The organism is Pseudoxanthomonas sp. CCNWLY206-1, from assembly GCF_039710385.1.
In the GTDB taxonomy this organism is placed as follows: domain Bacteria; phylum Pseudomonadota; class Gammaproteobacteria; order Xanthomonadales; family Xanthomonadaceae; genus Pseudoxanthomonas_A.
The window spans coordinates 75,445-102,402 of the sequence record NZ_JBDKXI010000009.1 but is presented as its reverse complement, the minus strand read 5'-3'; the positions used below and the strand labels follow the sequence as shown (position 1 = coordinate 102,402).

The window sequence follows — 26,958 nt, the reverse complement described above, 5'->3', positions numbered from 1 at the left end:
GGCGCGTGTCGCGCGCGCGACCCGACCTACAGTCTCAAACGCTCTACATCTCAGAGTGCTGCCAGCGCGCTGGACAGTGGCTGGATGGTGACCGCCTGCCCGGCCTCCACGCGCTCGCCGCCACGCACGATCAGGCGATCGCCCGCTCGCAGGTTGCCGCTGACTTCCACCAAGCCATCCAGGTTGGCGCCGGTTTGGACGCTGATGCGTTCGGCTTTGTTTGCTGAATCCACGCGCAGTACGAAGCTGCCTTCTCGGCGCAGTACGACGGCATCGCGCGGTACCGCCAGCACGTCCCGTTTGGTGTCGCTGGGCAATCCCGCCTCCACCGCTGTGCCCACGGGGAGCCGCAATGAAGTGGCGCCGACCCGCAACTCCAATTGCCGTGACGCCTCGTCGCCGACCGGCACCAAGGCCGTGATCGGGTGCGCTGATTCCTGGCCCGCGACCCGCAGCAGAACACGAGTGCCCACGGACAGGTGCCGCGCCAGATCCACAGGAGCGCGGATACGAACTTCCAGGTCGCTGGTATCGACCAGGCGCGCGACGGCGCTGCCGGCGGTCAGATATTCGCCGGGCTGCGCCAAGCGTTCCACCACCACACCAGGGAACGGCGCGCGTATCGCCATCTGGGTGCGCTGATGGCGTATCTGCGCCAGTGTGGCGTCCGCACCGGCGCGTTCCTGCGCCAGCACATCGCGTTCGGCCTGTAACTGGTCATGCTGGGAGCGGGCAATGTTCTGCTGTGCCGCCAGTTGCGCATAGCGCGCCTCTTGCCGGGTTGCCAGGTCCAACTGCGACTGAATGCGCGCCAGATCGGCAACGGCCTGGCGTTCGCGCAGGCTCAAGGCGGTATCGTCCAGCACCGCCAGCGCATCGCCTCGGCGAACATGCTGGCCGACTTCGGCGATCCGTACGATGCGGCCGCCCTGTTCGGCTGCGATGCGGGAATCCTCCCGACTGATGACACTGCCGGGTGCCCAATGACGCGGCGCGAACGATGCGGTCACCGCCGGCTCGACGCTGACGATGGCCGGAGGCGGCGTCTGTGGTTTGGCTGGCGCGCTGGCGTCGGCATCATGGTCCAGCAGAAGCAGTGCGGCCGGACTGGCAAGTGCAGCGGCAAGCAGGCATTTCGGTAGCAGGCGCATGGGGGATCTCCGATGACTAGGTAGCGGATTGCGGCAGCGCTTCGGCGTGCCGGAGTTGGACGGGTCGCTGCGCGGCCAGCCGCAGCAGCGCCGGCACCAGCACCACGGTGAACAAGAGGCTGAGTGCTACGCCGCCGACGGTGACGGCTGCCAGACCGCGATAAATGACGGCGCCGGGTCCTGGATTGATCGCCATCGGCAGTGCGCCCAGCACGCCAGTCAGCGCGGCGATCAGGATGGGGCGCATCCGTTGTTCGAGCGCCTGCTGCAACGCGCTGTCGAGGTCCGCACCCGTCGCTTGTGCTTCGCGCGTCTGCGCCACCAGCAGGATGGCGTTGTTGATCACCATGCCCAGCAGCATGATGAAGCCGATCATCGAAAGCAGGTCCAATGTCTGGCCCGCAGCCAGATCCAGCGCGCGCAGACCCAGCACGCCACCCAGGACCGCCATGGGCAGCGTCGCCATGACGAACGCGCTGTCGCGCAGCGAACGGAACATCGCCGCCATCAGCATGAACAGCACCAGCAATGCCATGGCGAAATTGGAACCCATGCTGCGCACCACTTCGCCCAAACGGTCGGCACTGCCTGAAATCCGGATGGCCGCGTCAGGCGGCAGTGTCGCGCGCAAGGCAGGCACCACTTCGCCATTGACGATGTCCAGCGCCGCTTCCAACGACAACGCAGCCGGTGGGTCCACCGTCAGCGTGACGGTACGGCGGCGATCGATGCGACGCATCTGGTTGGGAGCCAGCACGGTGTCCACTTGCGCCAGTTCGTTGAGGCTGAGAATGCCGCCGGCGGGCGTCGCCAGTGGCGCGGCGCCCAATCGCTCGAACGCGTTCTCACGGTCGCTGCGTAGGATGATGGGCAGCCGGCGGTCGCCATCGAAATGTTCGCCCAGCCATTGTCCGTCGCCGAGCGTGCGCACCACCGTGCCCAACTCCGGGCGCTTCCAGCCTACTTCGGCCAGTCGGCGGTCGTTCGGATTCACTCGCAGCTCCGGCGAGCCGGCATCGGCATTGGGCCAGGCCTGCACATTGGCGCCAGGAAAGCGTTCACTCAGCAAACGCCGACCTGCTTCAGCCGCTTGCGTCAGCGCGTCGCCATCGGTGTGCTGAAGATGGATCGCGATGGCGCGGGCGGATCCGCCGAAACTGCCAAACAATTCGCCTTCGCTGGCGAATGCACGGGTGTCCGGAAAACCGACGACGACTTCGTCCCGCACGATCCGTTCCAGTTCACCGATATCGTCGGGGTTCACCACGCGTGCACCTATGGTGCCGCCACCGGGCCAGAGGATCAGGTACCAGTTGCTCAGTTGCGGTGATTTTTTTCCGTCCAGGTACGGGCGCATGCGCTCCAGCAGGGTCGGCGCGATTTCACGATTAACGCGTTCGGGGCTCATGCCGGGCGGGAAATTGAAGACAGCATCCACCGCCGCACGTTTGACGGGTGGCAGATAGTCGATCTGCGGCATCCACAGCACGGCCAAGAGTGCGGGCAGCAGCACCAGCGAACCGACCCATGCCCATTGCCTGCGGCGACCGTCGGTGACGCGCAGCGCCCAATGGCTGACACGCGCCCAGGTACGGCCACTGTCGTCGCTTGGCCGCTGGCGCAGCCATCGGCCAGCTGCGGCAGGCAGTACGGTGACGGCGACAAGCAATGAAATACCGACCGCCAACGAGATAGTCAGCGCCAGGTCGGCGAACAGCTGGCCTTCCACGTCTTCCATGAAGATCACGGGTAGAAAAACCGCTATCGTCGTCAACGTGGAGGCGACCAGCGCACCGCCGACCTGGCGTGTGCCTTCAAAGGCCGCTTGCGTTGCCGTCAGTCCTGATTCGCGCAGGCGAACAATATTCTCCGCGACCACCACGGCCGCATCCATCACCATCCCGACAGCGAACGCCAGTCCCGCCAGCGAGATGACGTTGAGGCTGCGTCCGGTCAGCTTCAGTACGATGAACGTCGCGAACAGCGAAATCGGTATCGCGCAGGCAATCAATGCAGTGGCGCGCACATCGCGCAGGAACCACCACAGACAGCCCACCGCCAACGCGACGCCGGCGAACAGGCTGCCTGACAACAAACCGATCGCGCGGTTGATGAAGACGGATGAGTCGAAACTCTGGGCGATCTCCAGTCCTTGCGGCTTCAGTTCGGTTTCGCGTACTTCGGCGACCACCTTTTTCACTTCATCCAGCGTGTCCAACACATTGGCGCCGCTCTCGCGCAGGATGCGCAGGCCAATCGCCGGATTGCCGTTCTGGTAGGTATAGAAGCGCTGCTCGGGCCGTTTCACTTCCACGGTGGCGACATCGCCCAAACGGATGGGCCGCCCGTCGCGCCAGGTCAGGATCAAATCGCCCAGCGCCTCGGGCGAGTAGCGGCCAGCGAAACGCAATATGTACTCGCGGCGGCCCGATTCGATCACGCCGCCCGACATGTCCGTGGCGCGCGCGGCTTGCGCGGCGATCTCGGGTATCTGAATGCCGAGTGCGGCCGCTCGTTCGAGATTCAACGTGATCGTCAGTTCCTCTTCCGCACCTCCGTTGATCTCCACACCCGCCACGCCCTTCACCGCGGAGATGCGTGGCACGATGCGGTCTTCGATCATCTGCCGATAGTCCAGGATGTCGCCGGGCGTGCCGGGCAGCTTCTGCACGAAGAAAAAGGTCAGCGAGTTGTTGGCGTTGTCCGCACCGGCTTGCACTACCGGTGGACTTGCGTCACGGGGCAGGGGCGGCAGCCGGTTCATTCGCGCCAGCACTTCCACCAGCATCGCGTCCATGTCGCTGCCCACCGCGAACGTCAGGTTGATGGTGCTGTTGCCCGCGTTGATGTTGGAGGCGATTTCTTCCAGCCCCGGCAGGCCCTGCATCACCGCCTCGATGGGCTCGACAATCTCCGATTCCAGTTCCTGTGGCGATGCCGCGCGCCAAGTGGTCTGGATAGACATCTGCGGGCGTTCGATGTCAGGGAACAGCTGCAAGGGCAGTGCCATCAGGCTCAAGGCGCCGAACAGACAAACCATCGCCACGGTGACCGCAACGGCGGCGGGATTGCGAAGGGCGGCTTCGGTGATTTTCATCGCGGCGTCTACGGAGGAGGCGGACGCACGATGCGATCTATTTAGAGGATCGTTATGGGCCGAAAGTCACATGCAGAAGGCTTATGCGGCCAAGCGTGGAAGATATGCGCTGAAGCGTTGGCTGAGCGCCGGTGATCTGTCCTTGTGGGAGCGACGCAAGTCGCGACGGGTTACCGGTAGAGCTTCGTCGCGACTTGCGTCGCTCCCACAAGGAGAGAAAACTGATGCCTCAAATCAACAACGAAAGCTTCTCGCGATAGGTCCGGGAGAGCTTCAGCTCCTGGCCGCAATCCAGGCGCAGGAAGCTTTCGCCATTGGTGTGCGGGCGAAGTTCCACTACGCGCCGCGCGTTGATGATGGTGGAGCGGTGGATGCGCGGGAAACGCTGAGGATCCAGCTGCTTTTCCAGTTCGCGCATGGTGGCGCGCAGGATCAGCGTGTCCTGATCGGTGTGGATGCACATGTAATCGCCAGCGGCATCTATCCAACGGATCGAACTCATCTCAACCTTGATCGTGCGGCCGCCGTCGCGCACGGCAAGTTTGTCTTCCTTGCGGAGATGGGCCAGGGAATCAGGCTGCAATGCCTCGTCCAGTTCCAGTGGATGTCCGCTCAACTCCCCCAGCAAGCCGAGCAAATGAGCGCAGTGTCCGCTTGCCGCCCGTTGTGCCCGCGTCTCGCGCACTCGCGCCAAGGCCTGGTGTAACCGGCTGTCTTCCACCGGTTTGAGCAGGTAATCCACCGCCGATGCTTCGAACGCTCGAATGGCGTAGTGGTCGTAGGCGGTGACAAAGACCACTAGTGGCATTTCCGCGGCGGGGACGTGGCGCAGCGTGGCGAATCCATCGACGCCCGGCATCTGTACGTCCAGGAACATCAGATCCGGACGCAGCGTGTGCACCGCGGCAATGGCGGCCGCACCATCGCCGTATTGGCCGACGATTTCGATGTCGGTGTGTTCGGCCAGGCGCAGTTCCAGACCGCGGCGAGCCAAGGGCTCGTCATCAACGATCAGCGTGCGGATCTTGGCAATCGGCAGTGAGGCGGCGGCGTCCATCAACAGGCCCTAGGTGCGTGACGGATCGGTGACTTCAAATGGCAACCGCAAGCAGACTTCGATGCCGCGCGTCAGGTTGCGCACGGAAAACCCGCCCGCATCGCCGTAGAGCACGCTCAAACGCTCGCGCGTATTTCGCAAGCCGACGCCTTTTCCAGGCGGCAGTTCGCTGCCTTCCAGCGACGAGCACCCTGGGCCGTCGTCGATGACCTTCAGTACCAGCTGAGCGCCATCGCGGCGCGCTTCGATGCGCAACGTGCCGCCGGCCACTTCGCGGGCGACTGCATACTTGATGGCGTTCTCCACCAGTGGTTGCAGCAGCAAACTGGGCAGCAAGGCTCTCCAGCAATCGGCATCGATGTCGGTTTCTATCCGCAGTCGTTCGGCGAATCGGATCTTCTCGATGCCAAGGTACAACGTCAGCGCGTCCAACTCCTGGCGCAAGGTCACCCGCTGCATGGGGTCGTTGTCCAGTGAATGGCGAAGGAAGGCGGACAAACTTTGCACCATGCGATTGGCGGTGGAATTGTCGCGGTCCAGAATCAACGTGGAGATGGCGTTGAGCGTGTTGAACAGGAAGTGCGGATTGAGCTGATAACGCAGCATCTTCAGCTGCGCCTGGTGCGCCATGCTGCGTGCGGCCAGCGCCCGTTGGGTTTCGTCCTGCAGTTGCCGGTAGTACTTAACGCCCAGATACAGCCCGACCCAGGCCAGGATCACGTAGATATAGCTCAACGCATACGCGATATAGGCCAGCCGGCTCTCGTGCACGCAGGTGGGGCAGACATCGACCAGTACGCTGCGAGTGACCTGGTTCATGATCGCGGAAACGGCGAGCACCGGTACCACCATGATGGCCAGCAGACGCATCGGCGGCTGGCCCCAGCAGGCACGCAGGATGAAGCGTAGCCCCAGCGTCGCCAGCGCACCGGTAACGGCGGCGGTTACTGGCACCATCCAATAGCCGGGTGGCTTGCCGTACGCCAGGGCGGACAGATAACCCAGGCTGAAATAGCCGGTCCATCCCCCAAGATGCAACAGCCAGAACAGCTGTTCGCGGTGGGGCAGCACGAGTGGGTGGGGTGCGGCGATGGCCATGGCGGATCACGAAGGACGCAAGTGCCGCCATGCTAACGCCTGGACCCGATGTTTCCGGCAACGTTTCGTCGGATTTTCCGCTCGCCTGGGCGCAATGGGCGCCCGGGCGAACGCAATTCCCCGGGATCAGGGCAGCGGCGAGCGCAGCCCCACCGCGATGCGGTTCCAGGCATTGATGATGGCGATCATGTAGGTCAGTTCGGCGATCTGCGTTTCGTTGAAGTGCGGGAGCAGCGCTTGATAGGCGGCATCTGGCGCGCGCGTGGCGGCGACGTGCGTGAGACTTTCCGCCCACGCCAGCGCGGCGCGTTCGCGTTCATCGAAGAACGGGCTTTCGTCCCAGCCCGCCAGCGTGTCCAGCTTGCGCGGATCGACGCCGAGCTTGCGCAGGGTGGTGCCATGCATGTCCAGACAAAAGGTGCAGCCGTTGATCTGAGATACGCGCTGGTTGATCAGGACCATCAGGGTGTGGTCCACACTGGCGTGATGCAGTTCCTGGCTGAGTTTGGCCAACGCCTGGCGAGCGCTGGCGGCATGGACGGCATGGTCGACACGGGGAGAGGTCATGGTGTTGTCGTTCCTGGCAATACGCGGCCACCGTGGTCGCGTTTCATCAGGAAGACGGAGCAGCGCATTGCCGCGTGACACTTCGCGACGCTGCGACGTAGCGTTTCATGCGTGGCTTACGCGCAACTTGTCCGGGTTTGCCACATTCAACAATTCCAAGATGCAATCGCCATCGCTGACCGCAACGATGATCGCGGCCAACTGCGCACCGCGGTAACGCAGGATGGCGGCCTCGCCGTTGACCGTGCCCATGCGCCATTCCGTCGTCGGGTCCGGACGACGGTATGCGGCCCAGAACAGACGCGCGATACGTTCGCGTCCCAACAGCGGGCGAATGGCGGCAACGGCCTTGCCTCCACCATCGGATATCAGTCGTGCATCCTCGCGCAGCAGGGCAGTGATGGCGGGCTGGTCGCCGACGCGCGCGGCTTGCATGAACCGCTCCAGCAAGCGGCGGTGGCGTTCCGGGGCCACTTCGAAACGTGGGCGCTCCGCCCGCACGCGCTCGCGGCCACGGTGCACCATTTGACGGCAATTGGCTTCCGACTGATTCAGCAGGGGCGCGATCTGTGCGTATTCGTAGTCGAAGGCTTCCTTCAGCAGGAACGCGGCGCGCTCTTCCGGACCCAGTCGCTCCAGCGCCGCCAGGAACGCCAGCGACACTTGTTCCGCCAGCTCGGCGTGGTGCTCGGGGGTAGGGGATTCGTCAATCTCAAGCGGCTCCGGCAGCCAAGGGCCCACGTAATCGATGCGCTGCGTCTTGGCCGCCCGCAGCCGGTCGATGCCCAGCCGCGTGGTTGTGGTCACCAGCCAAGCTTGTGGCTCAAGAATGCTGGCCTGATCGGCCTGGCTCCAGCGCAGCCAGGCGTCCTGGACCACATCCTCGGCGTCGCTGCGGCTCCCCAGCAGCTTGTAGGCCAGGCTGAGCAGGCGGGAACGATGGATTTCGAAGAGGTTGTCGGTGTTCATATGGCTAGGACGAGCCACCGCGGCCGGCTGTGACATTCACTTTGGCCTAAAATAGCCGACTCCGCCCGCTACCCTCCGGCAGCTGACCTCGCGTCCATGACCACGATCAAGCAAGAAGACCTCATCCAATCCATCGCCGACGCGCTGCAGTACATCAGCTACTACCATCCAGTCGACTACATCAAGAACCTTGCGGCTGCGTACGAGCGTGAAGAATCGCCGGCCGCCAAGGACGCCATCGCCCAGATCCTGATCAATTCGCGCATGTGCGCGGAAGGCCACCGCCCGATCTGCCAGGACACCGGCATCGTCACGGTGTTCCTGGAAATCGGCATGAACGTGCGCTGGGATGACGCCACGATGAGCGTGGAGGATATGGTCCATGAAGGCGTGCGCCGCGCCTACAACCACCCGGACAACAAGCTGCGCGCGTCGGTGCTCGCCGATCCGGCCGGCAAGCGCATCAACACCAAGGACAACACGCCGGGTGTGGTCAACATGAAAGTGGTGCCGGGCGATGCGGTCGACGTGATCGTTGCGGCCAAGGGTGGCGGATCGGAGGCGAAGTCTAAGTTCGCCATGCTTAATCCATCCGATTCCATCGTCGATTGGGTGCTCAAGACCGTCCCGACCATGGGCGCGGGCTGGTGTCCGCCGGGCATGCTGGGCATCGGTATCGGCGGCACCGCCGAAAAGGCGATGCTGCTGGCCAAGGAAGCGTTGATGGAGCCGATCGACATCACCGACCTGCAGGCACGCGGCGCGAGCAACCGCGCCGAGGAACTGCGGCTGGAACTCTACGAAAAGGTCAACGCGCTGGGCATCGGTGCGCAGGGCCTGGGTGGCCTGACCACCGTCCTGGACATCAAGGTCAAGGATTACCCGACCCACGCCGCGAACCTGCCTGTCGCGTTGATTCCCAACTGCGCCGCCACTCGCCACGCACATTTCACCTTGGATGGCAGTGGCCCGGTGATGCTGGACCCGCCATCGCTGGAGGACTGGCCGAAGCTGACCTACGACGCCTCCAAAGGTCGCCGCGTCGACCTGGATACGCTGACCAAAGAAGATGTGGCCAGTTGGAAACCCGGCGAAGTGCTGCTGCTTAACGGCAAACTGCTGACCGGCCGCGATGCCGCGCACAAGCGCATGGTCGACATGCTCAACAAGGGCGAGCCGCTGCCGGTCGATTTGCGCGGCCGTTTCATCTACTACGTCGGTCCTGTCGATCCGGTGCGCGATGAAGTCGTCGGCCCGGCCGGTCCAACCACTGCCACCCGCATGGACAAGTTCACCGAGCAGGTGCTGGCGCAGACCGGACTGATGGGCATGGTCGGCAAGGCCGAGCGCGGCCCCGCGGCCATCGAGGCGATCAAGAAGCACCGGTCCGCCTACCTGATGGCGGTCGGCGGCGCGGCCTATCTGGTTTCCAAAGCCATCAAGGCCGCCAAAGTCGTCGGCTACGCCGATCTGGGCATGGAAGCGATCTACGAGTTCGAAGTGCAGGACATGCCGGTGACGGTCGCGGTCGATTCGCAAGGTGAGTCGGTACACAGGACCGGACCGAAGGAATGGCAGGCGCGCATCGGCAAGATTCCGGTGCTGGTGGAGTAACCAACAACTCCCTCCCTTGCGAAGGCAGGGGAGGGTTGGGGAGGGGTTGCGTGGTGGGGCGGGAGGAATTCCGCTGTCGCCAACCCCAGCCCTCCCAGCCTCCGCCTGCCTTCATGCGGGCAGCGGGCCTTAGTCCGAAGGAACCGTATGCCAATCACGCTCTACTACTCCCGCAGTACCGCCAGCCTGGTCGTGCATTGGCTGTTGATCGAACTTGGTGTGCCACATGAGCTGCATGAGCTCGATTTCGACAAGCGTGATCAGAAGTCGCCCGAGTATCTGAAAATCAATCCCGCCGGCGTGGTGCCGACGCTGGTGATCGACGGCCGGGTGCTCACCGAGGCGGCCGCCATCGTCATGCACTTGGCCGATATGCATCCCGAAGCAGACCTGGCGCCCGCGCTCGCTACCCCGGAGCGCGCTCAGTACTATCGCTGGATGTTCTTCTGTGCCAATACGCTGATGCCGGCCTACCGTGCGTGGTTCTATTCGGACGAGATCGCAGGCGCCGCGAACAGCGACGCTACCCAGCACCACGCGCGGCTCAAACTCGAAGCTGCCTGGCAGCAGGTCGCCGACCATCTGCGTGACCACGGCCCATACTTGCTGGGAACGCAGCGCAGCGCTGCCGATTTCCTGCTGACCATGCTGATGCGCTGGTCGCGCAACATGCCCAAGCCGACCGATAGCTGGCCAGCGCTGCACGCCTACGCGCAGCGCATGAAGGCGATGCCGAGCTTCAAGGAAGTCTATGCGCGCGAGGGGCTGACCGACTGGACCTGACCTTGGCTCGTCTTGGTCAGGCCACGTAGTCGTCGTATTTCTTCTTGCCTAAAAAAGGCATCGCGTGCTGGCGCAGGATGCCGCGCGGCACGGTCTCCAGTTTCATGACCCCATACTCTTCCGGCCATTCTTCCTGCTTGCGCGGCAGCTTGAAGGTGCCCATCAGCATGTCCACCAGGGGCAGATGGATGGCGTAGTTCACGTCCAGATAGTCCTTGTGCCGTGCGTGGTGCCAGTGGTGGTAGCGCGGCAGCACCAACAGATATTCCAGCACGCCGAAACGGATGCCAAGGTTGGCATGCGCCAGTACCGCTTGCAGCCCTACCAGGATCACGTAAGCGTTCACCGCGGAAGTGGAGAATCCCAGGACCAGCAAAGGCAACAGCACCGCGCTGCGGGTCAACACGATTTCGACGAAGTGGATGCGTGACCCGGCCAGCCAATCCATTTCGCGGCTGGAATGGTGCACCGCATGGAAACGCCAGAGCCACGGAAGGTTGTGATAAGCGCGATGCAACAACGCCTGTGCCAGATCGGCCACGAATACGGCAATCAGGAACTGTCCCCACACCGGCAGCGATTGGATCGCGTTCTTTAGCGCGGGGAAGGCGGCCAGACCAGCGATGGTGGAGGTGGATGCGGTCACCAGAATCAGAATGAACTGCACCAGCACGTGGCTCATGAAGAAATAGGCGACATCGGTACGCCAGCCCGGGCGCAATGGCGAGGTCCGACGCTTGCCGAGGTAGTGTTCCAGCGGCACGAACACCAGCGCCGAGAAGAACAGCGAGATCACAAACCAGTCCAGCCCGAGCGAGTAGGGCGTTTTGCCGATGCCATCGAACTGTACGTTCGTGCCGCCGAACAAAACTGCCAGCGTGGCGCAACCTACGCCGATCAGGGCCACCCGCTTGTTGCGGTCGCGAAGAATCGCCATGGTGCCCATCGCGAATGCGATGACCAGCCCGGCCAACAGCAAGTAGCGCGCGAAGGTTTCGCTATAGACCGCGCGGAATTCCTTGCTGGTCAGCAGCTCAGGAAAATGGAAACAGAACACCCCAAACAGGCTCAGTGAGCCCAGCATGGCGGAAGAATAGGCAAAGAAAGAGCGGCGTTGGCGTTCCATGCGGCAAACCGATAGTCAGGGTCGCGAGAAGCATAGCCGACAAGAAGCAGGGAACGGGGAATGCGGAACGATCGCTGCCCGCGTCCAAAAACCCGATCCTTCAGGCAAGCGGATCTTTCATTCCCGGTTGCCTGCTCAGAACCACTCCAGCAGCGAAATCCCCACCCCCACGTAAGTCGCCTTGTGGTTGTAGTCGATCATGCTTTCGCCGTAGCCGTGGAAAGCCTGAAGGTGGCCACGGAAACTGCGGGTGATCGGGAAACCCCAATCGACTTGCAAGGCGCCGTGCGATTTGTCGCCGCCGCGCAGCGAGTGACGCCCGAGCAAAGTGAACTCATGGCCGTTCTTGCTGTAGACCAACATGGCATCGCCACGGCCGATGTAGTTTTGGATATCCGGGTTGTCGTCGTCGTTACCATCGGGAACGCGCCACCACGGGCGCAGCACGAAAGCCCAGTTCTCACGGTCCAAACCGATATTCAGGATCACCCGGTTCCAGCTGCGCGACAGCGGATCGCTGCGTCCGTTGGACTGGTGATTCAAGCCGATGCTGGTCATGCGGCCTTTCCAGCCGCCTATGCTGTAGTTGTTGCGGAAGACCAGCATCACTTCGGGTTCGTAATTGGTTTCGCGGAAGGGCCGCGATTGTTCGCTGTTGAAAACCTGCCAGCGAGAGCTCTGCGTGTAGGCGCCCCACAGATCGCCGTTGTCGCCGAACAGGTTCTCCGCGAATTTTGTCTTGAAGCTGAGTTGGAACTTGGTTTCGGTGGGTTGCAGCGGCAGCGGTTCGGTCACCGTGTTGCGTGGGTTCGGCGAATGCGGCAGCTCATTGGCTTCGCTGGTCCAGAACACAGGCAACAGGTACACAGGCTTGTACCCGCGCATCTGGAATACACCAAGCTTGGAGTCCTTGGCCAGTTCCCAGCGGCTGTCCAGCAGCGATCCGCGGCCGGCGTTGGCGATAGCACTCTCGATGGTGGGGTCGTCACTGCCAAACAACGCACCGAACTTGCGGTGGGCGCGTTCGCGTAGCGATCCGCCGGCGGCCGCCTCAGCGCCTTTTTCGGTCTGCTGGTCCGCCCGGGCCGCCACCGCCTCGGCATCCGCCTTCAAGGTGTCCAATGGCGTGCGTCCGAGCGCGGCGTCATAGCAGGCCAAACGAGTGGCATCGGTTTCGATGGAGAGGCAGGCCTCCGGCGTGGACGGGCGCGGGGAGGATTCCTGGGCGAAGGCCGGCATCGCCAAAGTAATGGAAATTACCAGCGGCAAGGATCGGGGTTGCAATGTCATCAGCGGACTCGTCGGGGGAAGGAAGTCACGCCCAGGATTGTGCCCCAGGCGGCGAAGCGGCTGGTAATCAGAAGAACCACGCGAACAGGAACAATCCCAACATAGCGAATGCCAGCCCCAGCTTCAGCACCACGCCGACCACGATACCCAGCCAGGTACCTAGCCCCACCTTGGCCGCCTGGCCCAGTTCCCGGCTATGCCAAAGCTCGCCCAGCAGGGCGCCCACGAAGGGTCCGGCAAATAGCCCGACGGGTCCGAAGAACAATCCTGCGAAGGTACCAAGGACCGCGCCCAGCAAGGCTTTCCGGCTGGCGCCCACGCGTTTGGCCCCGACCACCGTGGCGAAGACGTCGACCCCGACCGACACCAGCGTCAGCAATCCCAACACCACCAGGACGCCCCAGCCGATCTGTTGAAAATCGCCCGCCCAGCCCGCCAGCAACATGCCCAGGAAGACCAGCGGCAAACCGGGCAGGGCCGGCAGAACCACCCCCGCAATGCCGACCAAAATCAGGACCACGGCAAGGACGTAGTAGAGCGACTGGGGATCCAAGAAATTCTCCTAATGGAATCAACGGGTTGGGGGTAGCTTACGGGCGCGGCACAATGTTTGCATTTTCACAAATGCCGAGTTACTGTGCGGCCGCTGTGTTTGCCAAGGTCACCGTGAATCGTGGCCTGATGCGGTAGATCCATGATCCGCTACATCGTTTGAACCTCGCTTCCTCCTTGCAACCAGCCGCCACCAGGCGTTTTCCACCACCCGCTTCAAGGAGTAAGTAAATGGCTAACCGTGAAAACGGAACCGTGAAATGGTTCAACGATGCCAAGGGCTTTGGTTTTATCAGCCGTGAAAACGGTGAAGACGTGTTCGTGCACTTCCGTGCCATCGAGAGCCAGGGCTTCAAAAGTCTGAAAGAAGGCCAGAAGGTCAGCTTCGAGGTCGTGCAAGGCCAAAAAGGCCTGCAGGCCGACAAGGTACAGGCGCTGTAATCTAGTCGCATTGCAGGGTCGCCACGCTTTGTTGCGCGGCTCCCACGATTAAAAGCCCGACATTGTTCGGGCTTTTTTTTTGTCGCAAGAAAAACAGGAAACGGCCCTAAAGGGCCGTTTCATTTTCACTGCCGTGGAACGGCGCTTTTGCGAAAGCCACTCAACGCAGTACCACTTTTCCGTTCTGAATCCTGACGTAGGTGTTCTCGCGGATACCGCCCAGGTCGTGCTGGTTGATCACCACACGGCGGCCGTCGTCCATGCGCACGGTGAGGTTGTACGTGTCGCCGGTGGTGCGCTTCTGGATGGCGTTGCCGGCAACCGCGCCGGCGACAGCACCAGCCGCGGTGGATACATTCTTGTTGCCATCGCTGCCGCCGGTCTGCTGCGAAATCTCGCGGCCGGCGACCGCGCCGACGATGCCACCCAGGATGGCGCCGGTGGCGGATGGGGCACTACGGCCTGACGGGACCACTTCGATCCGTTCGACAATGCCGCAGTCGGCGCAATATCGGGACGAAGCCGGAGCGGAACTGTAACCACCGCCACCATAACCACCGCCGCCATAGCCGGGCGAAGTAGTGGCGCAACCAGCCAGCGCGGTGACGACGATGGTGCCCACAGCAAGCATGCGGATATTCATTGGGTTCTCCTGAGTCTTTGTGCAGACACTGTGTTGGTTCGTGTGTCGCGATGCCTCAGCACCGCGTGTCACGCATCCTGTACGTACTCACGTGAACCGAATGCCAACCCAGTCAACCGCCTATGGCGCGATGTCAGCCTCAATTCAGCCGCGGAAATCCTGATGACAGCCCTTGCAGCTTTCCTTGGCTTGTTCGACCACGGCGGTGGCGGCGGCGCAGTCGGTCGGCGGTGCGGTCAGCACCGCGTCGAGCTTGGCGCGGAACTGGCTGGCGTGACCAGAAAAACGTTGGTCATCCGCCAATCCCGGGAAGGCCATTTCCAGATCGTTGGCCATCACTCGCAACGCGCGTACATGCGGTATGGTGTCGGTGGCAGCGCAACGATTCTGCGTCACCTTTTGGTTGAGTAGGCCAAAGTGCTTGTCCATCACATGCATCACGCTGTCGGGATAGGGATCCTGACGCGCTTGAAGAGCGCGTACCGCCATCACTGTGGCGACTGCGCCGACTAAAAGGCCGATCAGGAACAGGAAGAAATAGCGAGATGCGTTGCTGGCCATGCGGCGGGCTCCTTCATAGGTGTCGGCATAGTACGACGCGCATTGCGGGTTTCGCCACGTCTACAATAGTGAGATGAAGAAAGAACTCAGAGATCGGTTCGCCGGCATCGACCGTCTTTATGGCCAAGGTGCGGTGGAACGCTATGCGCGCAGCCGCGTGGCCGTCGTTGGATTGGGTGGCGTGGGATCCTGGCTGGTGGAGGCTTTGGCGCGTTCCGGTATCGGGCACCTTACGTTGATCGATGCCGACGACATCTGCGTTTCCAACACCAATCGACAGCTCCCAGCGTTGGAGGGCCAGTACGGGCGCAACAAGGCCGAAGCAATGGCGGAACGTTGCCGCGCCATCAACCCGTTGATCGACGTCGACGTCATACCGTCGTTCCTCACCGGCAGCAACCTGGAACAACTGCTGGATCGCAATTTCGATCTAGTGCTGGATGCATGCGACAGTTTTCGCACCAAGGTGGAAACCATTGCCTGGTGCCGCCGCCGAAAACTGCCCATCGTGGTGTCCGGCTCGGCTGGCGGCCGTACCGACCCGACGCAGATTCGCCTGCGCGATCTGTCACGCACCGAGCACGATGCGTTGCTGGCGTTGATACGCAAAAAGCTGCGCAGCGAATTCAATTTCCCCAAGAATCCTGATCGCTACTTCGGCGTGCAGGCGGTGTATTCGCTGGAGAACGTCAAATATCCGCAGGCCGATGGAAGCGTCTGCGGCCTGCGCCCGCAGTTGAGCGCGGACGCGGCGCTCAAACTGGATTGCGGTGCCGGCTTGGGTGCAGCCACGCACATCACTGGCGCTTTTGCCTTCGCCATGGTGGCGAAGGCGTTGGAGCTGCTTTCCAAGAAACACGCCATGTCCCCTGTAGACATGGCTGTGGGAGCGACGTAAGTCGCGACCGGAAGAACAGCCAAAGCTTCAGACACGGATTAATGCGGATGACCACGAGTGGAAAACAATCAATGCCTCATCCGCATTTTCCGCGTCCAAGGCTTTGGCTTCTTCGCAAGTTGGACTACATCGCCCCCACAGAATCATCAGCTCCCGCCAATACCAAACAGCCGCTCAGCATTGCGCGTCGTGGCGGACGCGATGGTCGAAGGCTCCTCACCACGCAATCGCGCAATGGTTTCGCAGATGAAGATCAGTCTCGCCGGTTCGTTGCGTTGCCCGCGTATTTCCGAATCCGGTTGGTCAGGCGAATCGGTCTCCAGCAACAAACGATCCAGCGGCATCTCGGCGACCAGCCGATGGAGGCGCTTGGCACGGTCATAGGTCACCGGACCGCCGAGCCCGATGAGAAAATCGAGATCCCATAGCTGGCGTGCCTGCTCGATGCTGCCCGAGAAGCTGTGCACCACGCCGCGCAAACCCCGCGATGAACCTGCACCGCCGATGCGTTTGATGGCGGCGATCACCGCATCCACCGCCCGCCGCGCGTGCACGATCACCGGCAAATCGAAATCGCGCGCCAACACCAGCTGCCCTTCGAAGAAACGCTGCTGCACTTCGGCATCCAGGCCTTCCACGAAGTAATCCAGGCCGCATTCTCCGATAGCGACCGGCCGCTCCCGCGCCACCCAATCGTGCAGCTCCGCCAAATGCGAGTCACGATGCGACGACAGGAACATCGGGTGCAGCCCATAGGCGGGAAACAGGCCGGCATCAGCGGCGCAGATGTCGCGCAATTTGGGCCAGCCAGCGGCGTCTACCGCTGGGACGATCTGTCGCTCCACGCCGGCCGCCCGCGCGCGTCGGATCACCGCGTCACGATCATGGTCCAGTTCCGACGCATCCAGGTGGCAATGGCTGTCGACCAGCACTATGGCTTGCCTTAGCGGCGGGGGCCGGGTTGTTCGATGCTGGGCGCCTTCCGGCTCTTCCAATTGGCCAGCAACAAGGTGCCCAGGCCCAGCAGTATTTCCTCGACCAGGGGGATGGGGTCGGGAATCACCACACTCACCAGGAACAGCACCGCCGTCAGCTTGAAGAGCGTAGGGTAGCGCAGCGTCCTGGCCCAGTTGAGAAGCGGCAGCAGTAGAGGACTTGCCATGTTGAACGCCTTGGAAGTTGGCACGTTGAGACACGCTAGCATGAGGGCACGGACCGCAGCCCGGTTCACACTTCAGAAAGTTCGGTGTTCGAAAATCGGGACTCGGTTCAGGTTCGTAGTGGTGCAATGATGAACATTATCAACCGGGCAAGACCCGTATCTTGGAGGCAGCGATGAAGAGCAATACCACCACTATTCTGGTCGCCGTGGGTGCGCTGCTGGTAGGAGGGGTGGCCACGGCCGCTTTCCTGAAGGGCGGTGACAAATCCCCCGAGCTCGCACCGACCGAAGCCGTCGCCGGAAGCGATCCGGCACTGATTGCCGACGACGCGGCTGTCGTCGACAACCAGATACCCGTCGGCGATCTGGAGTATGCGGACGTCCTGAAGGTGGATCCGATCACCAGCACTGAAAAACGCTACGCCACCGTTATCGGTAGCGAGCCGGTGCGCGAGACCACCACCACTACCACCCCGCGGGAAGTTTGCGAGGACGTCGTGGTACAGGAGCGCCTTCCGGAACGCGATGGCAATGCGGGCGGTACCGTGGCCGGTGCGGTGATCGGCGGCATCCTGGGCAACCAGGTCGGCGGCGGTAGCGGCAAGAAGGCTGCCACGGTGGCCGGCGCGGTCGCCGGTGGCGTAATCGGCAACCAGGCGGACAAGCGTCATGTCGGCGGCCGGGTCGTCACCCGGACTGAGCGCCAATGCCACACCGAGAACGCGAGTTCGGAGTCCTCGCGGGTAACCGGTTACAACGTCACCTACCAGAATCCGGACGGCACCACCGGCACCATGCGCATGGGTAGCAAGCCCGGCAGCCGGATCGCCATGGGCAATACCGAGAAAGTGGTGGGCTATAAGGTGACCTATCGCCTGGATGGTGAGGAAAAGACCGTCCGGATGGATGAGAAGCCCGCCAGCGACCGCTTGCCGGTCATCGATGGGCAGGTGGTCACTCAGACTGCATCAGCGGATGCGCCCGACCAGGGCTGATCTTCCGGAGCTTTCGGACAAGCATGCTCAACAAGGCCGGCTTGCGCCGGCCTTGTTGTTTTCTGCTATTTGCAGCGCGGGGGTTACGGCCCGTGTGGGGCGCCGAATACAATGTGAGACTGTCCCGAACCGGTTCTTCCCGCATGGCTTTGCATCCGTACGATCTGTTTGACGTTCGTTCCCTGCTGTCCGAAGAGGAGCGAGCGGTGCAAGACACCGTGGCGCGCTTCACCGACGAGCGCGTACGTCCGATCATCGGCGATGCCTTCGATCAAGGTCGCTTCCCCCAAGAGTTGGTGTCGGAAATTGCCGACCTGGGCCTGCTGGGCTCCTCGCTGCCGGAACAGTACGGTGGACATGGACTCAATGCCGTCAGCTACGGCCTGATCTGCCAGGAACTGGAGCGCGGCGATAGCGGCATCCGTAGTTTCGTCAGCGTGCAGTCCTCGCTGTGCATGTACCCCATCTATGCCTACGGCAGCGAAGAACAGCGTCAGCGCTGGCTGCCCGACATGGCGGCGGGCAAGGTCATCGGCTGCTTCGGCCTGACCGAACCGCATGGCGGCTCCGACCCGGCCAACATGAAGACGCGCGCGGTGCGCGATGGTGGCGACTGGGTCATCAACGGCTCCAAGATGTGGATCACCAACGGCAACCTGGCCGATATCGCCATCGTCTGGGCGCAGACCGATGAAGGCATCCAGGGGTTCGTGCTGGAAAAAGGCATGCCTGGTTTCACCGCGCAGGAAATCAAGCACAAGATGAGCTTGCGGGCGTCCGTGACCTCGTCGCTGTTCTTCGACAACGTGCGCGTGCCGGATGCCAGTCGCCTGCCCAACGTGAAGGGCCTTAAAGGTCCGCTGGGTTGCCTGACCCAGGCGCGCTACGGCATCACCTGGGGTCCGATCGGCGCCGCGATCGCCTGCCTGGACGAAGCGCTGAACTATTCGAAAGAACGCATCCTGTTCGAGCGTCCCGTCGCGGCGACCCAGAGCGCGCAGATCAAGCTGGCCGAGATGGCGCGCCGCATCACCTTGGCGCAGCTGTTGTCGCTGCAGCTGGGGCGCTTGAAAGACGCCGGCACCATGCAGCCGGCGCAGGTATCGCTAGCCAAGTGGAACAACTGCCGCATGGCCATCGACATCGCGCGCGAGTGCCGCGATTTGCTGGGCGGTGCGGGCATCACTACCGAACACGCTGCCATCCGCCACGCGTTGAACCTGGAATCCGTGATCACCTATGAGGGTACCGAGACCGTGCACCAGTTGGTGATCGGCCGCGAGCTGACGGGTATCAGCGCGTTCTGATTCCGATCTTCCTTCCCCGTTGGGAAGGGATGCGGTTTACAGGCCACTGGCCGTGCGTGCTTGGACGCACGGCGTGTGGGACAGGGCTTGGACGCAAAGAGATGGATGGAAGAGGAACAACTCACTGGTAGACCGATCAGTGCAAGCCGACCATTCGTTACCTCGTCCGCCGCTCGTGCCACCTTCTCTCCGTTGGGAGAAGGAAAGAATGAGAACTTATGAGCATCTTCAATCTGCAACTTGAAACCGAACGCTTGATCTTGCGCCCACCGGTGCGCGAGGACTACGAGCCGTGGGCGGCATTCGTGGCGGACGAAGAAGCCATGCGTTACATCGGCGGCGTGCAGGCGCGTTCGCCCGCGTGGCGGAGTCTGGCGGCGATGGCGGGCAGCTGGCAGCTGCAGGGATTTGCGATGTTCTCGGTGATCGAAAAAGCGACAGGGCGCTGGGTCGGACGTGTCGGCCCCTGGCAGCCGGAAGGCTGGCCGGGCACCGAGGTCGGCTGGAGCATCGTGCGCGCCTCGTGGGGCAAAGGCTACGGTCCGGAGGCCGCGACGGCGAGCATCGACTGGGCTTTCGACCATCTGGGTTGGACCGAGGTGATTCACACCATCGATCCGGCGAATCAGAATTCCAAAACGGTGGCGGCCAAACTGGGCTCGCGTTACCTGCGCATGGACGAACTACCGGAGCCGCACCACGGCAAGCCGGTGGAAGTCTGGGGGCAAAGCCGCGAAGCATGGCGCGCACGGCGTACAGCGAAACCGTGAAGCAAGCCGGCGCCATCTCTCCGCGGCTGCTCGCAACCCTGGCGAGCGCGTTGCCGGTGATGGCACAGGCGTTCCGCGATCCTTGGTGGGTTATCGGCAGTGCGGCGATGCGGCTGGGCGGCGTTGCCAACATCGAGCCCGCCGATATCGATGTGCTGTGTAGTGCCGGCGATGCCGAGCGCCTGATCGCAGTCTGGCAAGAGCACCTCGATATCGCCTGCATGCCACACGATGATCATCGCTTCCGTTCCCGCTTCGCGCGATTCGGTCATTTGCCGATGCCGCTGGAAGTAATGGGTGATCTGCAAGTGCATGCCGATGGAGGTTGGCGATCCATTCGCATCGAAGCGGAGCAACGGGTGTGGTGCGACGGATATGTGGTGCCGATTGCGACTTGGCAGGAACAGATTCGTGTCCTTCGCCTTTTCGGTCGCGACAAGGATCTGGCCAAGGCCAACTTGATTTCCTCTCACGTCGAAACGGAGCGCGCGCATGTCGGTTGAGACTCTGACGGTTCATGGTTTTTCGGTTTCCGGCAATTGCCACAAAGTGCGCCTGTTGTTGGAGCAACTGCAGATCCCATATCAATGGGTCGAGGTGGACAGCCCGAACGGCGCCACGCGTACGCCGGAGTACCTGGCCAAGAATCCGAACGGCAGGGTGCCCATGATCGAACGCGCCGACGGCAGCGTGCTGGTCGAATCCAACGCCATTCTGTGCTGGCTGGCCGATAGCTTCGATTCGAAAGGGAGTTTTCTTCCCGCGGATGCGTGGCAGCGGGCGCAAGCGCTGAGCTGGCTATTCTTCGAGCAGTACAGCCATGAGCCTTACGTGGCGGTGGCGCGTTTCATCCGCGGCTGGACGCCGTTGGATTCGCCGCGCCGCGCCGATCTTCCGCGTTTGATCGAGCGCGGCGAACAGGCGTTGGCGGTAATGGAGAAGCATCTGCAATCGGCGGATTGGTTTACCGGGGCCGACTACGGCATCGCCGACATCGCACTCTACGCCTACACCCACTGCGCTGCCGATGGTGGCTTCGACCTGGACAAGTTTCCCCAAATTACCGATTGGTTGTCGCGCGTGTTTACCACGCCGGGTTTCGTTCACATGCCCGGCGTCAGCGACGACGTTGCCGCGCGCTTGGCCGTTTCCTGATCAAGCGTAGGTCGGGGCTACGCCCCCGACGCCCGCATCGACGGGAGCGCGAAGAAAATCCGTCAGGCGCGTAGGCCTGACCTACGGAAGCCGCATGACCGCCAAACCGATTCCCGCCCGTATGAAGGGCCTCAACCGCGCCGAAATATGCGACCAGAACTTCATCGAATTCGTGAAGGAATGGGACGCGCCGGTGGATGCCAGGCCAGCACCCAACGAGTCAATCCTCGACGGCAGCGCGCTGGATGCACAAGGCTTTCTGGAGCTGCTGGAATCACAACTGATTTCGCGCCACCTTGACCTGATGGCGCGCGTATTGCGCGTGCAGAACAAGGTCTTCTACACCATCGGCAGTTCCGGTCACGAAGGCAACGCGATGGTCGCGCGATTGACGCGCCACACCGATCCGGCATTCCTGCACTACCGCAGCGGCGGTTTCATGGCCGAGCGCTTCCGCAAGTTGCCCGGCATGGATCCGGTGATGGACTCGGCGCTGTCGTTCGCAGCCAGCGCGGAAGATCCCGCTTCCGGCGGTCGCCACAAAGTCTGGGGCAGCAAGCCGCTTTGGGTGTTGCCGCAAACCTCGACCATCGCATCGCACCTGCCCAAGGCGCTGGGCACGGCGGTCGCCATCGAGCAGGCCAAGCGCATCGGCCATGCCTTGCCGATCCCCGCCGACAGCATCGCGATCTGCTCGTTCGGCGATGCGTCGAGCAATCACGCCACCGCGCAAACCGCCTTCAACGCCGCAGCCTGGACGGCCTACCAAAAGCTACCGGCACCGGTGTTGTTCGTCTGCGAGGACAACGGCATCGGTATTTCGGTGAAGACCCCGGGTGCCTGGATAGAGCGCAACTTCTCCGGCCGCGCCGATCTGGATTACTTCTACGCCGATGGCTTGGATCTGGCGACGGGTTACGGCCAAGTGCAAGCCGCCGTGGAGCATTGCCGCCGCACTCGCCGGCCGACCTTCCTGCACCTGCGCACGACTCGCATCATGGGCCATGCCGGCACCGACTTCGAAATCGAATGGCGGCCTATCGAAGAACTATGTGCCGTGGAGGCAACCGACCCGCTGCTGCGTTCGGCGGCCATCGCGCTGGAGTCGGGGCTGATGTCGAAGCAGGCATTGCTGGAGCTATACGAGAACACCCGCAAGCGCTGCTTTGCCGCGGCCGAAGAAGCCGACCGCCGTCCGAAGATCGCCACACTGGAAGCGGTAATCGCGCCGCTGGCGCCGTACTCGCCGGATGCCGTGGCCGCCGAAGCATCGCGCATCGCGCCGCTGGACAAGCGCATCGCCGTGTTCGGCGGAGAAGACAAGCTGCCGGAGAAACTGTCGCCACGCCATTTGGCAATCCAGATCAACAACGCACTGCACGACCTGTTCTGCAAGTATCCCGAGGCGCTGCTGTTCGGTGAGGACGTGGCGCAGAAGGGCGGCGTCTATACGGTTACGAAAGGATTGCACAAGGCTTTCAAGAACAGCCGAGTGTTCAACACATTGCTGGACGAAACCATGATCCTGGGTTTGGCCCAGGGTTACGCGAACATGGGCATGCTGCCGGTGCCCGAGATCCAGTACCTGGCGTATTTCCATAACGCGTGCGATCAGATCCGTGGCGAAGCAGCGTCATTGCAGTTCTTCAGCAATGACCAATATCGCAATCCCATGGTGGTGCGCATCGCCGGCCTGGGTTACCAGCGCGGCTTCGGCGGCCATTTCCACAATGACAACTCGATTGCCGCGTTGCGCGATATTCCAGGCTTGGTGATGGGCTGCGCTTCGCGCGGGGATGACGCGGCAATGATGCTGCGCACCTTGACCGCGTTGGCAAAAGTGGACGGTCGCGTCAGCGTTTTCCTGGAGCCCATTGCGTTGTACATGACCAAGGACTTGTACGAAGCCGGCGACAGCCAGTGGCTGTTTCCGTACCCGCAGCAGGACGAGTTCATACCGCTGGGCCAGGGGCGTGTCTACGATGAAGGCGCCAACGACCTTGTCATCTTCAGCTACGGCAACGGCGTACCGATGAGCCTGCGCGCCGCGCGCCGTATCGAAGTCCAGCACGGCTGGAAAGTACGAGTGGTCGATCTGCGCTGGCTGGTGCCGCTCAATGAAGCCTTCATTGCCGAGCAGGCTCGATCGGCCGAACGCATCTTGATCGTCGATGAGGGCCGTCATTCGGCCGGCGTTGGCGAAGGCGTCATCACTGCCATCGTGGAAGCCGGGCTGGGTGCCAAGCCGTTGGAACGAGTCGTCGGCGTGGACACCTACACACCGCTGGCAGGCGCGGCGTTCCTGGTATTACCCGGAGACGAGGATGTGGTGGCGGCCGCCGCGCGCTTGGCGGGCCACTGATTTCGGCAAGATGCGTAGGAGCGGCGCCCCGCCGCTCCTACCCGGTCCGCAGGGCGGAATTGGCTAGGCCGAATTGACACCCTGCTTACATGTTCCAGGCATAGTCTGTGCGGACATTCCACGGGAGCGTTTCATGGCCAAACTCAAGGTCGCGGTGTTCGTCGGCAGCCTGCGCAAGGCGTCCTTCAATCGAAAGCTGGCCAAGGCAGTCGAAAAGCTGGTGCCGGACGATTTCGAATTCGACTACATAAGCATCGATCGCCTACCGCTCTACAATCAGGATTTCGACGAAAGCTACCCGGCTGAGTGCACGCAGTTGAAGCGACAGATCGAGTCGGCCAATGCGCTGCTGTTCGTTACCCCCGAATACAACCGCTCCATTCCTGGCGTGCTGAAGAACGCCTTGGATATCGCCTCGCGGCCTTGGGGCACCAATTCCTTCGCCGGAAAGCCCGGCGCGGCCATCGGTATTTCGGTAGGGTCCACCGGTACCAGCATGGCGCAGCAACACCTGCGCAATGTGCTGATGTATCTCGATGTTCCCTTGTTGGGGCAGCCGGAGGTCTATGTGCAATTCAAAGACGGCCTGATCGACGACGAAGGCAACATCAGTAGCGAAGGCACTCAGAAATTCCTGCAAGGATTCGCGGACAAATATGCGGCCTGGGTGAAGCAGCACCAAGCATGAAAAATCCTGAGCTTTTATAGAGGCGACGGATTTTTAGGCGCCGAATGGCTGGTCAAGTCGCGATCGCACGGTTTCGTCCGCGTTGTCTAAAAAGGGTAGGGGCTCGTCATGAAGAGGTCTAGATAATTTTCCACGCCATTCCGAATGCAACCAGGGGATATGTTTCTTGCTCGTCGCAAATACCTTCCTGAGCTCGCGACGGAACGGCCGTTCGTCTGATCCATACGAACTTTGCGAGGGTGAGATATCTATGAACAATCCCACACTTATTCCTCATCTGGTCGTCAATGATGGCGAAGCGGCGATCAGCTTCTATGAGAAAGCTTTCGGTGCAACGCTTGAGGCGAAACATCCCGCCGACGACGGCAAGCGATTGATGCACGTGCATATGACGCTGGGAGCCGGCGCGCTGTTTCTGCACGACGACTTCCCGGAGTTCGGTGAGCAGGGCGCGAAAGCGCCTACGCGACTGGGCGGGGCTAGCTGCACGCTTCATCTGGATGTTCCGGATGCAGACGCCGCGTGGGAGCGCGCTGTGGCGGCTGGCGCAACGGTGCTTATGCCTTTGGACGACCAGTTCTGGGGTATGCGCTACGGCCAGATCAAAGACCCTTTCGGCCACATATGGTCAATTGGCGGGCCGGTGAAGTAACGAGAAGCAGGTTCGCTCTGACGTAGAGCGGAGCGTGTTCCGCGGCTCTTTGCTTCCACGTCATTCGAACCACTTTGGCCCCCGGCAGCTGCTGGCTAGCGCACCAATCCGTCTTGCAGCGGCACTTCCCGCAGTGGAATGGCGCCGGCGTTCAAATCACCAGGCCGACGATCCAGCGGCAACACCGCCAATGCCAATGTGACCACGCCGGGCAGCGTACTGACGATTTCGCCGATATCACGGCTGCCATCACTGACGGATGTGCCGGGCTCCACTACGCCGTCGGCTTCGAACGCCGCCAACCCGCGCTTGGCTTTACCCAGGAAATGCGTGCGCGCGACAATTTCCTGGCCGGGATAGCAACCTTTCTTGACGCTATAAGCCTGCAGCCTGTCCAGCGACAGCTGTTGTGGTGTCCATTGCTCGCGCTGCGCGGCAGAGAGGCGGGGCAGGCCATGGCGAAGATCGTAGGCCGTCCATTCCTGTGTCGCAGGGGGCTCAAGTGCGGCGCCATTCGATGCGATGCGCAGGCAGCGCGGCCCCCCATGCCCGCCGAAATCCAACTCGATCTCACCTTCTTTCTGCGCAATTTGCGCACCGGAGGCGTTTTCCGGTTCGATCAGCGCGCCAGACACATGCCAATCGGTCAGCGTCTCCATCTTCAACTTTCGTCGGAAGACAAAGCGCCGCAGTTGGGCGACGAACTCGTCGGCAGGGTGATCCAGCAACACCAGCAGAAGACGGTCTTCGGCCAGCTTCAACAGCGCAAACACCGCTATCACGCGGCCTTTGGGGGTTAGCCAGGCGTTCCAATGCCAATGGCCCGGCGCCAATCCCACTACGTCATTGGCGAATTGGGCGTGGGCGAAAGCAGTCGCGTCGACGCCATCCAGCACCACGGCCGAGTAGTTCGGAACCGTGGAAAATGCTTGCTTGGTAGGGGAATGGTTGTCAGCCAAGGGGGCGAGGATTAAAATTTTGTGCGTTGCGAGATCCCCATGATAGGCCAAAGCCCTCCCATCCCCGAGCCCGATGCTGGAACACAGTCGTCCGATAGCGGGCGGTTGCCGACCAGTGAGCCGTCCGCAGGGACGGAGACGGCGCATAAGGAGATAGGCGGGCGCGGCGGGCTGGAGCCCACGCGTTATGGGGATTGGGAAAAAAACGGACGCTGCATCGATTTTTGATCAGCATTTAGCCAACGCGGTCTAGCGACCGCCCAGCCGAGATAACGAGCGCAGCGAATGGCGACCCCAGAACGTCCGCTTTCACCACACCTGCAGGTGTACCGTTGGCAGATCCAGATGGTGACCTCGATCTTGCATCGAGGCACTGGCATCTTCCTGACCTTTGGCTCCTTGCTGATCGCCGCCGGAATGCTTTCCCTGGTCGCCGGTCCCGAGTCCTGGAACCGCTACAAGAGCCTGGCGGGTTCCTGGCTGGGCCAGTTGTTTCTGCTCGCCTGGGCGTGGTCCTTCATCTTTCATCTCATCAACGGCATCCGCCATTTGCTGCAGGATGCAGGTTATGGCTACAGCATCGCCGCGTTCGTGCGTAATAGCTGGATCGCGGCCATCGGCAGCCTGCTGCTGACCGCTGTGTTATGGGTGCTGGTCGTCATGCGCGGAGGCCTGGCATGAACCGCTATCGCACCCCGCTGAAGAACGCGAGCGGCCTGGGCTCGGCCAAGGAAGGTGTTGGCCATTTCATGGTGCAGCGGTTGACGGCCATCGCGTTGATCTTTTTGTCGTGCTGGTTTCTTTACTTCGTGATCGGCTTGATTGGCGCGGATTACGTGAACGCCACCGCCGCCGTGGCCAAGCCATGGAATGCGGTGCTGATGGTGGCTTTCCTGGTGTCCACCTTTTGGCATGCTCAGTTGGGCATGCAGGTGGTTATCGAGGACTACGTACATAGCCACGGCTGGGCACTGACCGCGCAGATCGCGGTGCGTTTCGTCTGCATCCTTGGCGCGCTGGCCAGCGTATTCGCCGTGGTCCGCATCGCGTTGGGGAACTGA

29 protein-coding genes are annotated in these 26,958 nt (G+C 62.1%); 15 read left to right on the top strand and 14 right to left on the bottom strand.

Going from position 1 to position 26,958, the window contains the following annotated elements:
- Nucleotides 1–50 precede the first annotated feature (50 nt).
- The 6 genes from AADW18_RS18380 to AADW18_RS18355 form a co-directional block, all read right to left on the bottom strand.
- Nucleotides 51–1,151 carry an efflux RND transporter periplasmic adaptor subunit gene (locus AADW18_RS18380; RefSeq protein WP_337344852.1) on the bottom strand — a complete coding sequence of 367 codons (1,101 nt, stop codon included), beginning with the start codon at nt 1,149–1,151 and terminating at the stop codon, nt 51–53.
- Between the two features lie 16 nt (nt 1,152–1,167).
- Nucleotides 1,168–4,248: an efflux RND transporter permease subunit gene (locus tag AADW18_RS18375; protein WP_337344851.1), complete on the bottom strand. Its 3,081-nt coding sequence runs from the start codon at nt 4,246–4,248 to the stop codon at nt 1,168–1,170.
- A gap of 229 nt (nt 4,249–4,477) precedes the next feature.
- Nucleotides 4,478–5,305, bottom strand: coding sequence for a LytTR family DNA-binding domain-containing protein (locus tag AADW18_RS18370; RefSeq protein ID WP_337344850.1), 828 nt, complete (start codon nt 5,303–5,305; stop codon nt 4,478–4,480).
- Nucleotides 5,306–5,314: 9 nt separating this feature from the next.
- The gene (locus AADW18_RS18365; RefSeq protein WP_337344849.1) at nt 5,315–6,403 is read right to left on the bottom strand and encodes a histidine kinase; all 1,089 of its coding nucleotides are present in this window, start codon (nt 6,401–6,403) and stop codon (nt 5,315–5,317) included.
- A gap of 126 nt (nt 6,404–6,529) precedes the next feature.
- Nucleotides 6,530–6,970, bottom strand: a complete 441-nt coding sequence (locus AADW18_RS18360) for a carboxymuconolactone decarboxylase family protein (RefSeq protein WP_337344848.1) — start codon at nt 6,968–6,970, stop codon at nt 6,530–6,532.
- A 105-nt stretch (nt 6,971–7,075) separates the two neighbouring features.
- Nucleotides 7,076–7,939, bottom strand: coding sequence for an RNA polymerase sigma-70 factor (locus tag AADW18_RS18355; RefSeq protein ID WP_337344847.1), 864 nt, complete (start codon nt 7,937–7,939; stop codon nt 7,076–7,078).
- Between the two features lie 96 nt (nt 7,940–8,035).
- On the opposite strand from AADW18_RS18355, the gene AADW18_RS18350 reads away from it, so the two are divergent.
- Both AADW18_RS18350 and AADW18_RS18345 read left to right on the top strand, forming a co-directional pair.
- Nucleotides 8,036–9,553: a fumarate hydratase gene (locus AADW18_RS18350; RefSeq protein ID WP_337344846.1), complete on the top strand. Its 1,518-nt coding sequence runs from the start codon at nt 8,036–8,038 to the stop codon at nt 9,551–9,553.
- Nucleotides 9,554–9,700: 147 nt separating this feature from the next.
- Nucleotides 9,701–10,336: a glutathione S-transferase family protein gene (locus AADW18_RS18345; RefSeq protein WP_337344845.1), complete on the top strand. Its 636-nt coding sequence runs from the start codon at nt 9,701–9,703 to the stop codon at nt 10,334–10,336.
- Between the two features lie 16 nt (nt 10,337–10,352).
- On the opposite strand, the gene AADW18_RS18340 is transcribed toward AADW18_RS18345, so the two are convergent.
- The 3 genes from AADW18_RS18340 to AADW18_RS18330 form a co-directional block, all read right to left on the bottom strand.
- On the bottom strand, nt 10,353–11,462 hold the full coding sequence (locus tag AADW18_RS18340; RefSeq protein WP_337344844.1) for a sterol desaturase family protein: 1,110 nt from the start codon (nt 11,460–11,462) through the stop codon (nt 10,353–10,355).
- Between the two features lie 135 nt (nt 11,463–11,597).
- Nucleotides 11,598–12,752 carry a phospholipase A gene (locus AADW18_RS18335; protein WP_337344843.1) on the bottom strand — a complete coding sequence of 385 codons (1,155 nt, stop codon included), beginning with the start codon at nt 12,750–12,752 and terminating at the stop codon, nt 11,598–11,600.
- Between the two features lie 67 nt (nt 12,753–12,819).
- Nucleotides 12,820–13,305: a DUF456 domain-containing protein gene (locus AADW18_RS18330; protein WP_337344842.1), complete on the bottom strand. Its 486-nt coding sequence runs from the start codon at nt 13,303–13,305 to the stop codon at nt 12,820–12,822.
- A 230-nt stretch (nt 13,306–13,535) separates the two neighbouring features.
- Between AADW18_RS18330 and AADW18_RS18325 the strand changes: the two genes are divergently transcribed.
- Complete coding sequence (locus tag AADW18_RS18325; RefSeq protein ID WP_337344841.1) at nt 13,536–13,745, top strand: cold-shock protein; 210 nt, start codon at nt 13,536–13,538, stop codon at nt 13,743–13,745.
- 160 nt (nt 13,746–13,905) lie between these two features.
- Here AADW18_RS18325 and AADW18_RS18320 read toward each other — a convergent pair whose 3' ends face one another.
- A complete protein-coding gene (locus AADW18_RS18320; RefSeq protein ID WP_337344840.1) occupies nt 13,906–14,388 on the bottom strand; it encodes a glycine zipper 2TM domain-containing protein in 483 nt (160 codons plus the stop codon).
- A gap of 144 nt (nt 14,389–14,532) precedes the next feature.
- Nucleotides 14,533–14,949 carry a hypothetical protein gene (locus AADW18_RS18315; protein WP_337344839.1) on the bottom strand — a complete coding sequence of 139 codons (417 nt, stop codon included), beginning with the start codon at nt 14,947–14,949 and terminating at the stop codon, nt 14,533–14,535.
- Nucleotides 14,950–15,022: 73 nt separating this feature from the next.
- Between AADW18_RS18315 and AADW18_RS18310 the strand changes: the two genes are divergently transcribed.
- Complete coding sequence (locus AADW18_RS18310) at nt 15,023–15,847, top strand: tRNA threonylcarbamoyladenosine dehydratase (RefSeq protein ID WP_337344838.1); 825 nt, start codon at nt 15,023–15,025, stop codon at nt 15,845–15,847.
- A 146-nt stretch (nt 15,848–15,993) separates the two neighbouring features.
- On the opposite strand, the gene AADW18_RS18305 is transcribed toward AADW18_RS18310, so the two are convergent.
- Entirely contained in the window at nt 15,994–16,782 is a 789-nt protein-coding gene (locus tag AADW18_RS18305) for a TatD family hydrolase (protein ID WP_337344998.1), read from the bottom strand.
- An 8-nt stretch (nt 16,783–16,790) separates the two neighbouring features.
- Entirely contained in the window at nt 16,791–17,009 is a 219-nt protein-coding gene (locus AADW18_RS18300) for a DUF6116 family protein (RefSeq protein ID WP_337344837.1), read from the bottom strand.
- Between the two features lie 173 nt (nt 17,010–17,182).
- Between AADW18_RS18300 and AADW18_RS18295 the strand changes: the two genes are divergently transcribed.
- The 8 genes from AADW18_RS18295 (at nt 17,183) to AADW18_RS18260 (ending at nt 24,938) form a co-directional block, all read left to right on the top strand.
- Entirely contained in the window at nt 17,183–18,004 is an 822-nt protein-coding gene (locus AADW18_RS18295) for a glycine zipper 2TM domain-containing protein (RefSeq protein WP_337344836.1), read from the top strand.
- Nucleotides 18,005–18,147: 143 nt separating this feature from the next.
- A complete protein-coding gene (locus AADW18_RS18290; RefSeq protein WP_337344835.1) occupies nt 18,148–19,311 on the top strand; it encodes an acyl-CoA dehydrogenase family protein in 1,164 nt (387 codons plus the stop codon).
- Between the two features lie 218 nt (nt 19,312–19,529).
- Complete coding sequence (locus AADW18_RS18285) at nt 19,530–20,081, top strand: GNAT family N-acetyltransferase (RefSeq protein WP_337344834.1); 552 nt, start codon at nt 19,530–19,532, stop codon at nt 20,079–20,081.
- Nucleotides 20,051–20,584 carry a hypothetical protein gene (locus AADW18_RS18280; protein ID WP_337344833.1) on the top strand — a complete coding sequence of 178 codons (534 nt, stop codon included), beginning with the start codon at nt 20,051–20,053 and terminating at the stop codon, nt 20,582–20,584. The genes AADW18_RS18285 and AADW18_RS18280 overlap by 31 nt, the downstream gene beginning before the upstream one ends.
- On the top strand, nt 20,574–21,236 hold the full coding sequence (locus tag AADW18_RS18275) for a glutathione S-transferase family protein (RefSeq protein ID WP_337344832.1): 663 nt from the start codon (nt 20,574–20,576) through the stop codon (nt 21,234–21,236). The genes AADW18_RS18280 and AADW18_RS18275 overlap by 11 nt, the downstream gene beginning before the upstream one ends.
- A gap of 94 nt (nt 21,237–21,330) precedes the next feature.
- The gene (locus AADW18_RS18270; RefSeq protein WP_337344831.1) at nt 21,331–23,598 is read left to right on the top strand and encodes a thiamine pyrophosphate-dependent enzyme; all 2,268 of its coding nucleotides are present in this window, start codon (nt 21,331–21,333) and stop codon (nt 23,596–23,598) included.
- Nucleotides 23,599–23,731: 133 nt separating this feature from the next.
- The gene (locus tag AADW18_RS18265) at nt 23,732–24,286 is read left to right on the top strand and encodes an NADPH-dependent FMN reductase (protein ID WP_337344830.1); all 555 of its coding nucleotides are present in this window, start codon (nt 23,732–23,734) and stop codon (nt 24,284–24,286) included.
- Between the two features lie 250 nt (nt 24,287–24,536).
- Entirely contained in the window at nt 24,537–24,938 is a 402-nt protein-coding gene (locus AADW18_RS18260) for a VOC family protein (protein WP_337344829.1), read from the top strand.
- 95 nt (nt 24,939–25,033) lie between these two features.
- On the opposite strand, the gene AADW18_RS18255 is transcribed toward AADW18_RS18260, so the two are convergent.
- Nucleotides 25,034–25,897, bottom strand: a complete 864-nt coding sequence (locus AADW18_RS18255; protein ID WP_337344828.1) for a folate-binding protein — start codon at nt 25,895–25,897, stop codon at nt 25,034–25,036.
- Nucleotides 25,898–25,936: 39 nt separating this feature from the next.
- Between AADW18_RS18255 and AADW18_RS18250 the strand changes: the two genes are divergently transcribed.
- Genes AADW18_RS18250 through sdhD form a run of 3 tightly spaced genes read left to right on the top strand, consistent with a single transcriptional unit; the run spans nt 25,937 to nt 26,958 of the window.
- Entirely contained in the window at nt 25,937–26,125 is a 189-nt protein-coding gene (locus tag AADW18_RS18250; protein ID WP_337344827.1) for a DUF1674 domain-containing protein, read from the top strand.
- 57 nt (nt 26,126–26,182) lie between these two features.
- Nucleotides 26,183–26,578: a succinate dehydrogenase, cytochrome b556 subunit gene (gene sdhC / locus AADW18_RS18245; protein ID WP_337344826.1), complete on the top strand. Its 396-nt coding sequence runs from the start codon at nt 26,183–26,185 to the stop codon at nt 26,576–26,578.
- Nucleotides 26,575–26,958 carry a succinate dehydrogenase, hydrophobic membrane anchor protein gene (gene sdhD / locus AADW18_RS18240; RefSeq protein ID WP_337344825.1) on the top strand — a complete coding sequence of 128 codons (384 nt, stop codon included), beginning with the start codon at nt 26,575–26,577 and terminating at the stop codon, nt 26,956–26,958. Before sdhC ends, sdhD begins: the two co-directional genes overlap by 4 nt.

What these genes read in the sequence shown, in the direction of transcription:
- AADW18_RS18270 (WP_337344831.1), top strand. Translation starts at nt 21,331, where the DNA reads ATGACCGCCAAACCGATTCCCGCCCGTATGAAGGGCCTCAACCGCGCC.
- AADW18_RS18290 (WP_337344835.1), top strand. Translation starts at nt 18,148, where the DNA reads ATGGCTTTGCATCCGTACGATCTGTTTGACGTTCGTTCCCTGCTGTCC.
- AADW18_RS18310 (WP_337344838.1), top strand. Translation starts at nt 15,023, where the DNA reads ATGAAGAAAGAACTCAGAGATCGGTTCGCCGGCATCGACCGTCTTTAT.
- AADW18_RS18370 (WP_337344850.1), bottom strand. Translation starts at nt 5,305, where the DNA reads ATGGACGCCGCCGCCTCACTGCCGATTGCCAAGATCCGCACGCTGATC.
- AADW18_RS18260 (WP_337344829.1), top strand. Translation starts at nt 24,537, where the DNA reads ATGAACAATCCCACACTTATTCCTCATCTGGTCGTCAATGATGGCGAA.
- AADW18_RS18250 (WP_337344827.1), top strand. Translation starts at nt 25,937, where the DNA reads ATGATAGGCCAAAGCCCTCCCATCCCCGAGCCCGATGCTGGAACACAG.
- AADW18_RS18265 (WP_337344830.1), top strand. Translation starts at nt 23,732, where the DNA reads ATGGCCAAACTCAAGGTCGCGGTGTTCGTCGGCAGCCTGCGCAAGGCG.
- AADW18_RS18275 (WP_337344832.1), top strand. Translation starts at nt 20,574, where the DNA reads ATGTCGGTTGAGACTCTGACGGTTCATGGTTTTTCGGTTTCCGGCAAT.
- AADW18_RS18375 (WP_337344851.1), bottom strand. Translation starts at nt 4,248, where the DNA reads ATGAAAATCACCGAAGCCGCCCTTCGCAATCCCGCCGCCGTTGCGGTC.
- AADW18_RS18360 (WP_337344848.1), bottom strand. Translation starts at nt 6,970, where the DNA reads ATGACCTCTCCCCGTGTCGACCATGCCGTCCATGCCGCCAGCGCTCGC.
- AADW18_RS18335 (WP_337344843.1), bottom strand. Translation starts at nt 12,752, where the DNA reads ATGACATTGCAACCCCGATCCTTGCCGCTGGTAATTTCCATTACTTTG.
- AADW18_RS18320 (WP_337344840.1), bottom strand. Translation starts at nt 14,388, where the DNA reads ATGAATATCCGCATGCTTGCTGTGGGCACCATCGTCGTCACCGCGCTG.
- AADW18_RS18355 (WP_337344847.1), bottom strand. Translation starts at nt 7,939, where the DNA reads ATGAACACCGACAACCTCTTCGAAATCCATCGTTCCCGCCTGCTCAGC.
- AADW18_RS18295 (WP_337344836.1), top strand. Translation starts at nt 17,183, where the DNA reads ATGAAGAGCAATACCACCACTATTCTGGTCGCCGTGGGTGCGCTGCTG.
- sdhD (WP_337344825.1), top strand. Translation starts at nt 26,575, where the DNA reads ATGAACCGCTATCGCACCCCGCTGAAGAACGCGAGCGGCCTGGGCTCG.
- AADW18_RS18280 (WP_337344833.1), top strand. Translation starts at nt 20,051, where the DNA reads ATGGCGCGCACGGCGTACAGCGAAACCGTGAAGCAAGCCGGCGCCATC.
- AADW18_RS18285 (WP_337344834.1), top strand. Translation starts at nt 19,530, where the DNA reads ATGAGCATCTTCAATCTGCAACTTGAAACCGAACGCTTGATCTTGCGC.
- AADW18_RS18365 (WP_337344849.1), bottom strand. Translation starts at nt 6,403, where the DNA reads ATGGCCATCGCCGCACCCCACCCACTCGTGCTGCCCCACCGCGAACAG.
- AADW18_RS18350 (WP_337344846.1), top strand. Translation starts at nt 8,036, where the DNA reads ATGACCACGATCAAGCAAGAAGACCTCATCCAATCCATCGCCGACGCG.
- AADW18_RS18345 (WP_337344845.1), top strand. Translation starts at nt 9,701, where the DNA reads ATGCCAATCACGCTCTACTACTCCCGCAGTACCGCCAGCCTGGTCGTG.
- AADW18_RS18300 (WP_337344837.1), bottom strand. Translation starts at nt 17,009, where the DNA reads ATGGCAAGTCCTCTACTGCTGCCGCTTCTCAACTGGGCCAGGACGCTG.
- AADW18_RS18325 (WP_337344841.1), top strand. Translation starts at nt 13,536, where the DNA reads ATGGCTAACCGTGAAAACGGAACCGTGAAATGGTTCAACGATGCCAAG.
- AADW18_RS18315 (WP_337344839.1), bottom strand. Translation starts at nt 14,949, where the DNA reads ATGGCCAGCAACGCATCTCGCTATTTCTTCCTGTTCCTGATCGGCCTT.
- AADW18_RS18380 (WP_337344852.1), bottom strand. Translation starts at nt 1,151, where the DNA reads ATGCGCCTGCTACCGAAATGCCTGCTTGCCGCTGCACTTGCCAGTCCG.
- sdhC (WP_337344826.1), top strand. Translation starts at nt 26,183, where the DNA reads ATGGCGACCCCAGAACGTCCGCTTTCACCACACCTGCAGGTGTACCGT.
- AADW18_RS18340 (WP_337344844.1), bottom strand. Translation starts at nt 11,462, where the DNA reads ATGGAACGCCAACGCCGCTCTTTCTTTGCCTATTCTTCCGCCATGCTG.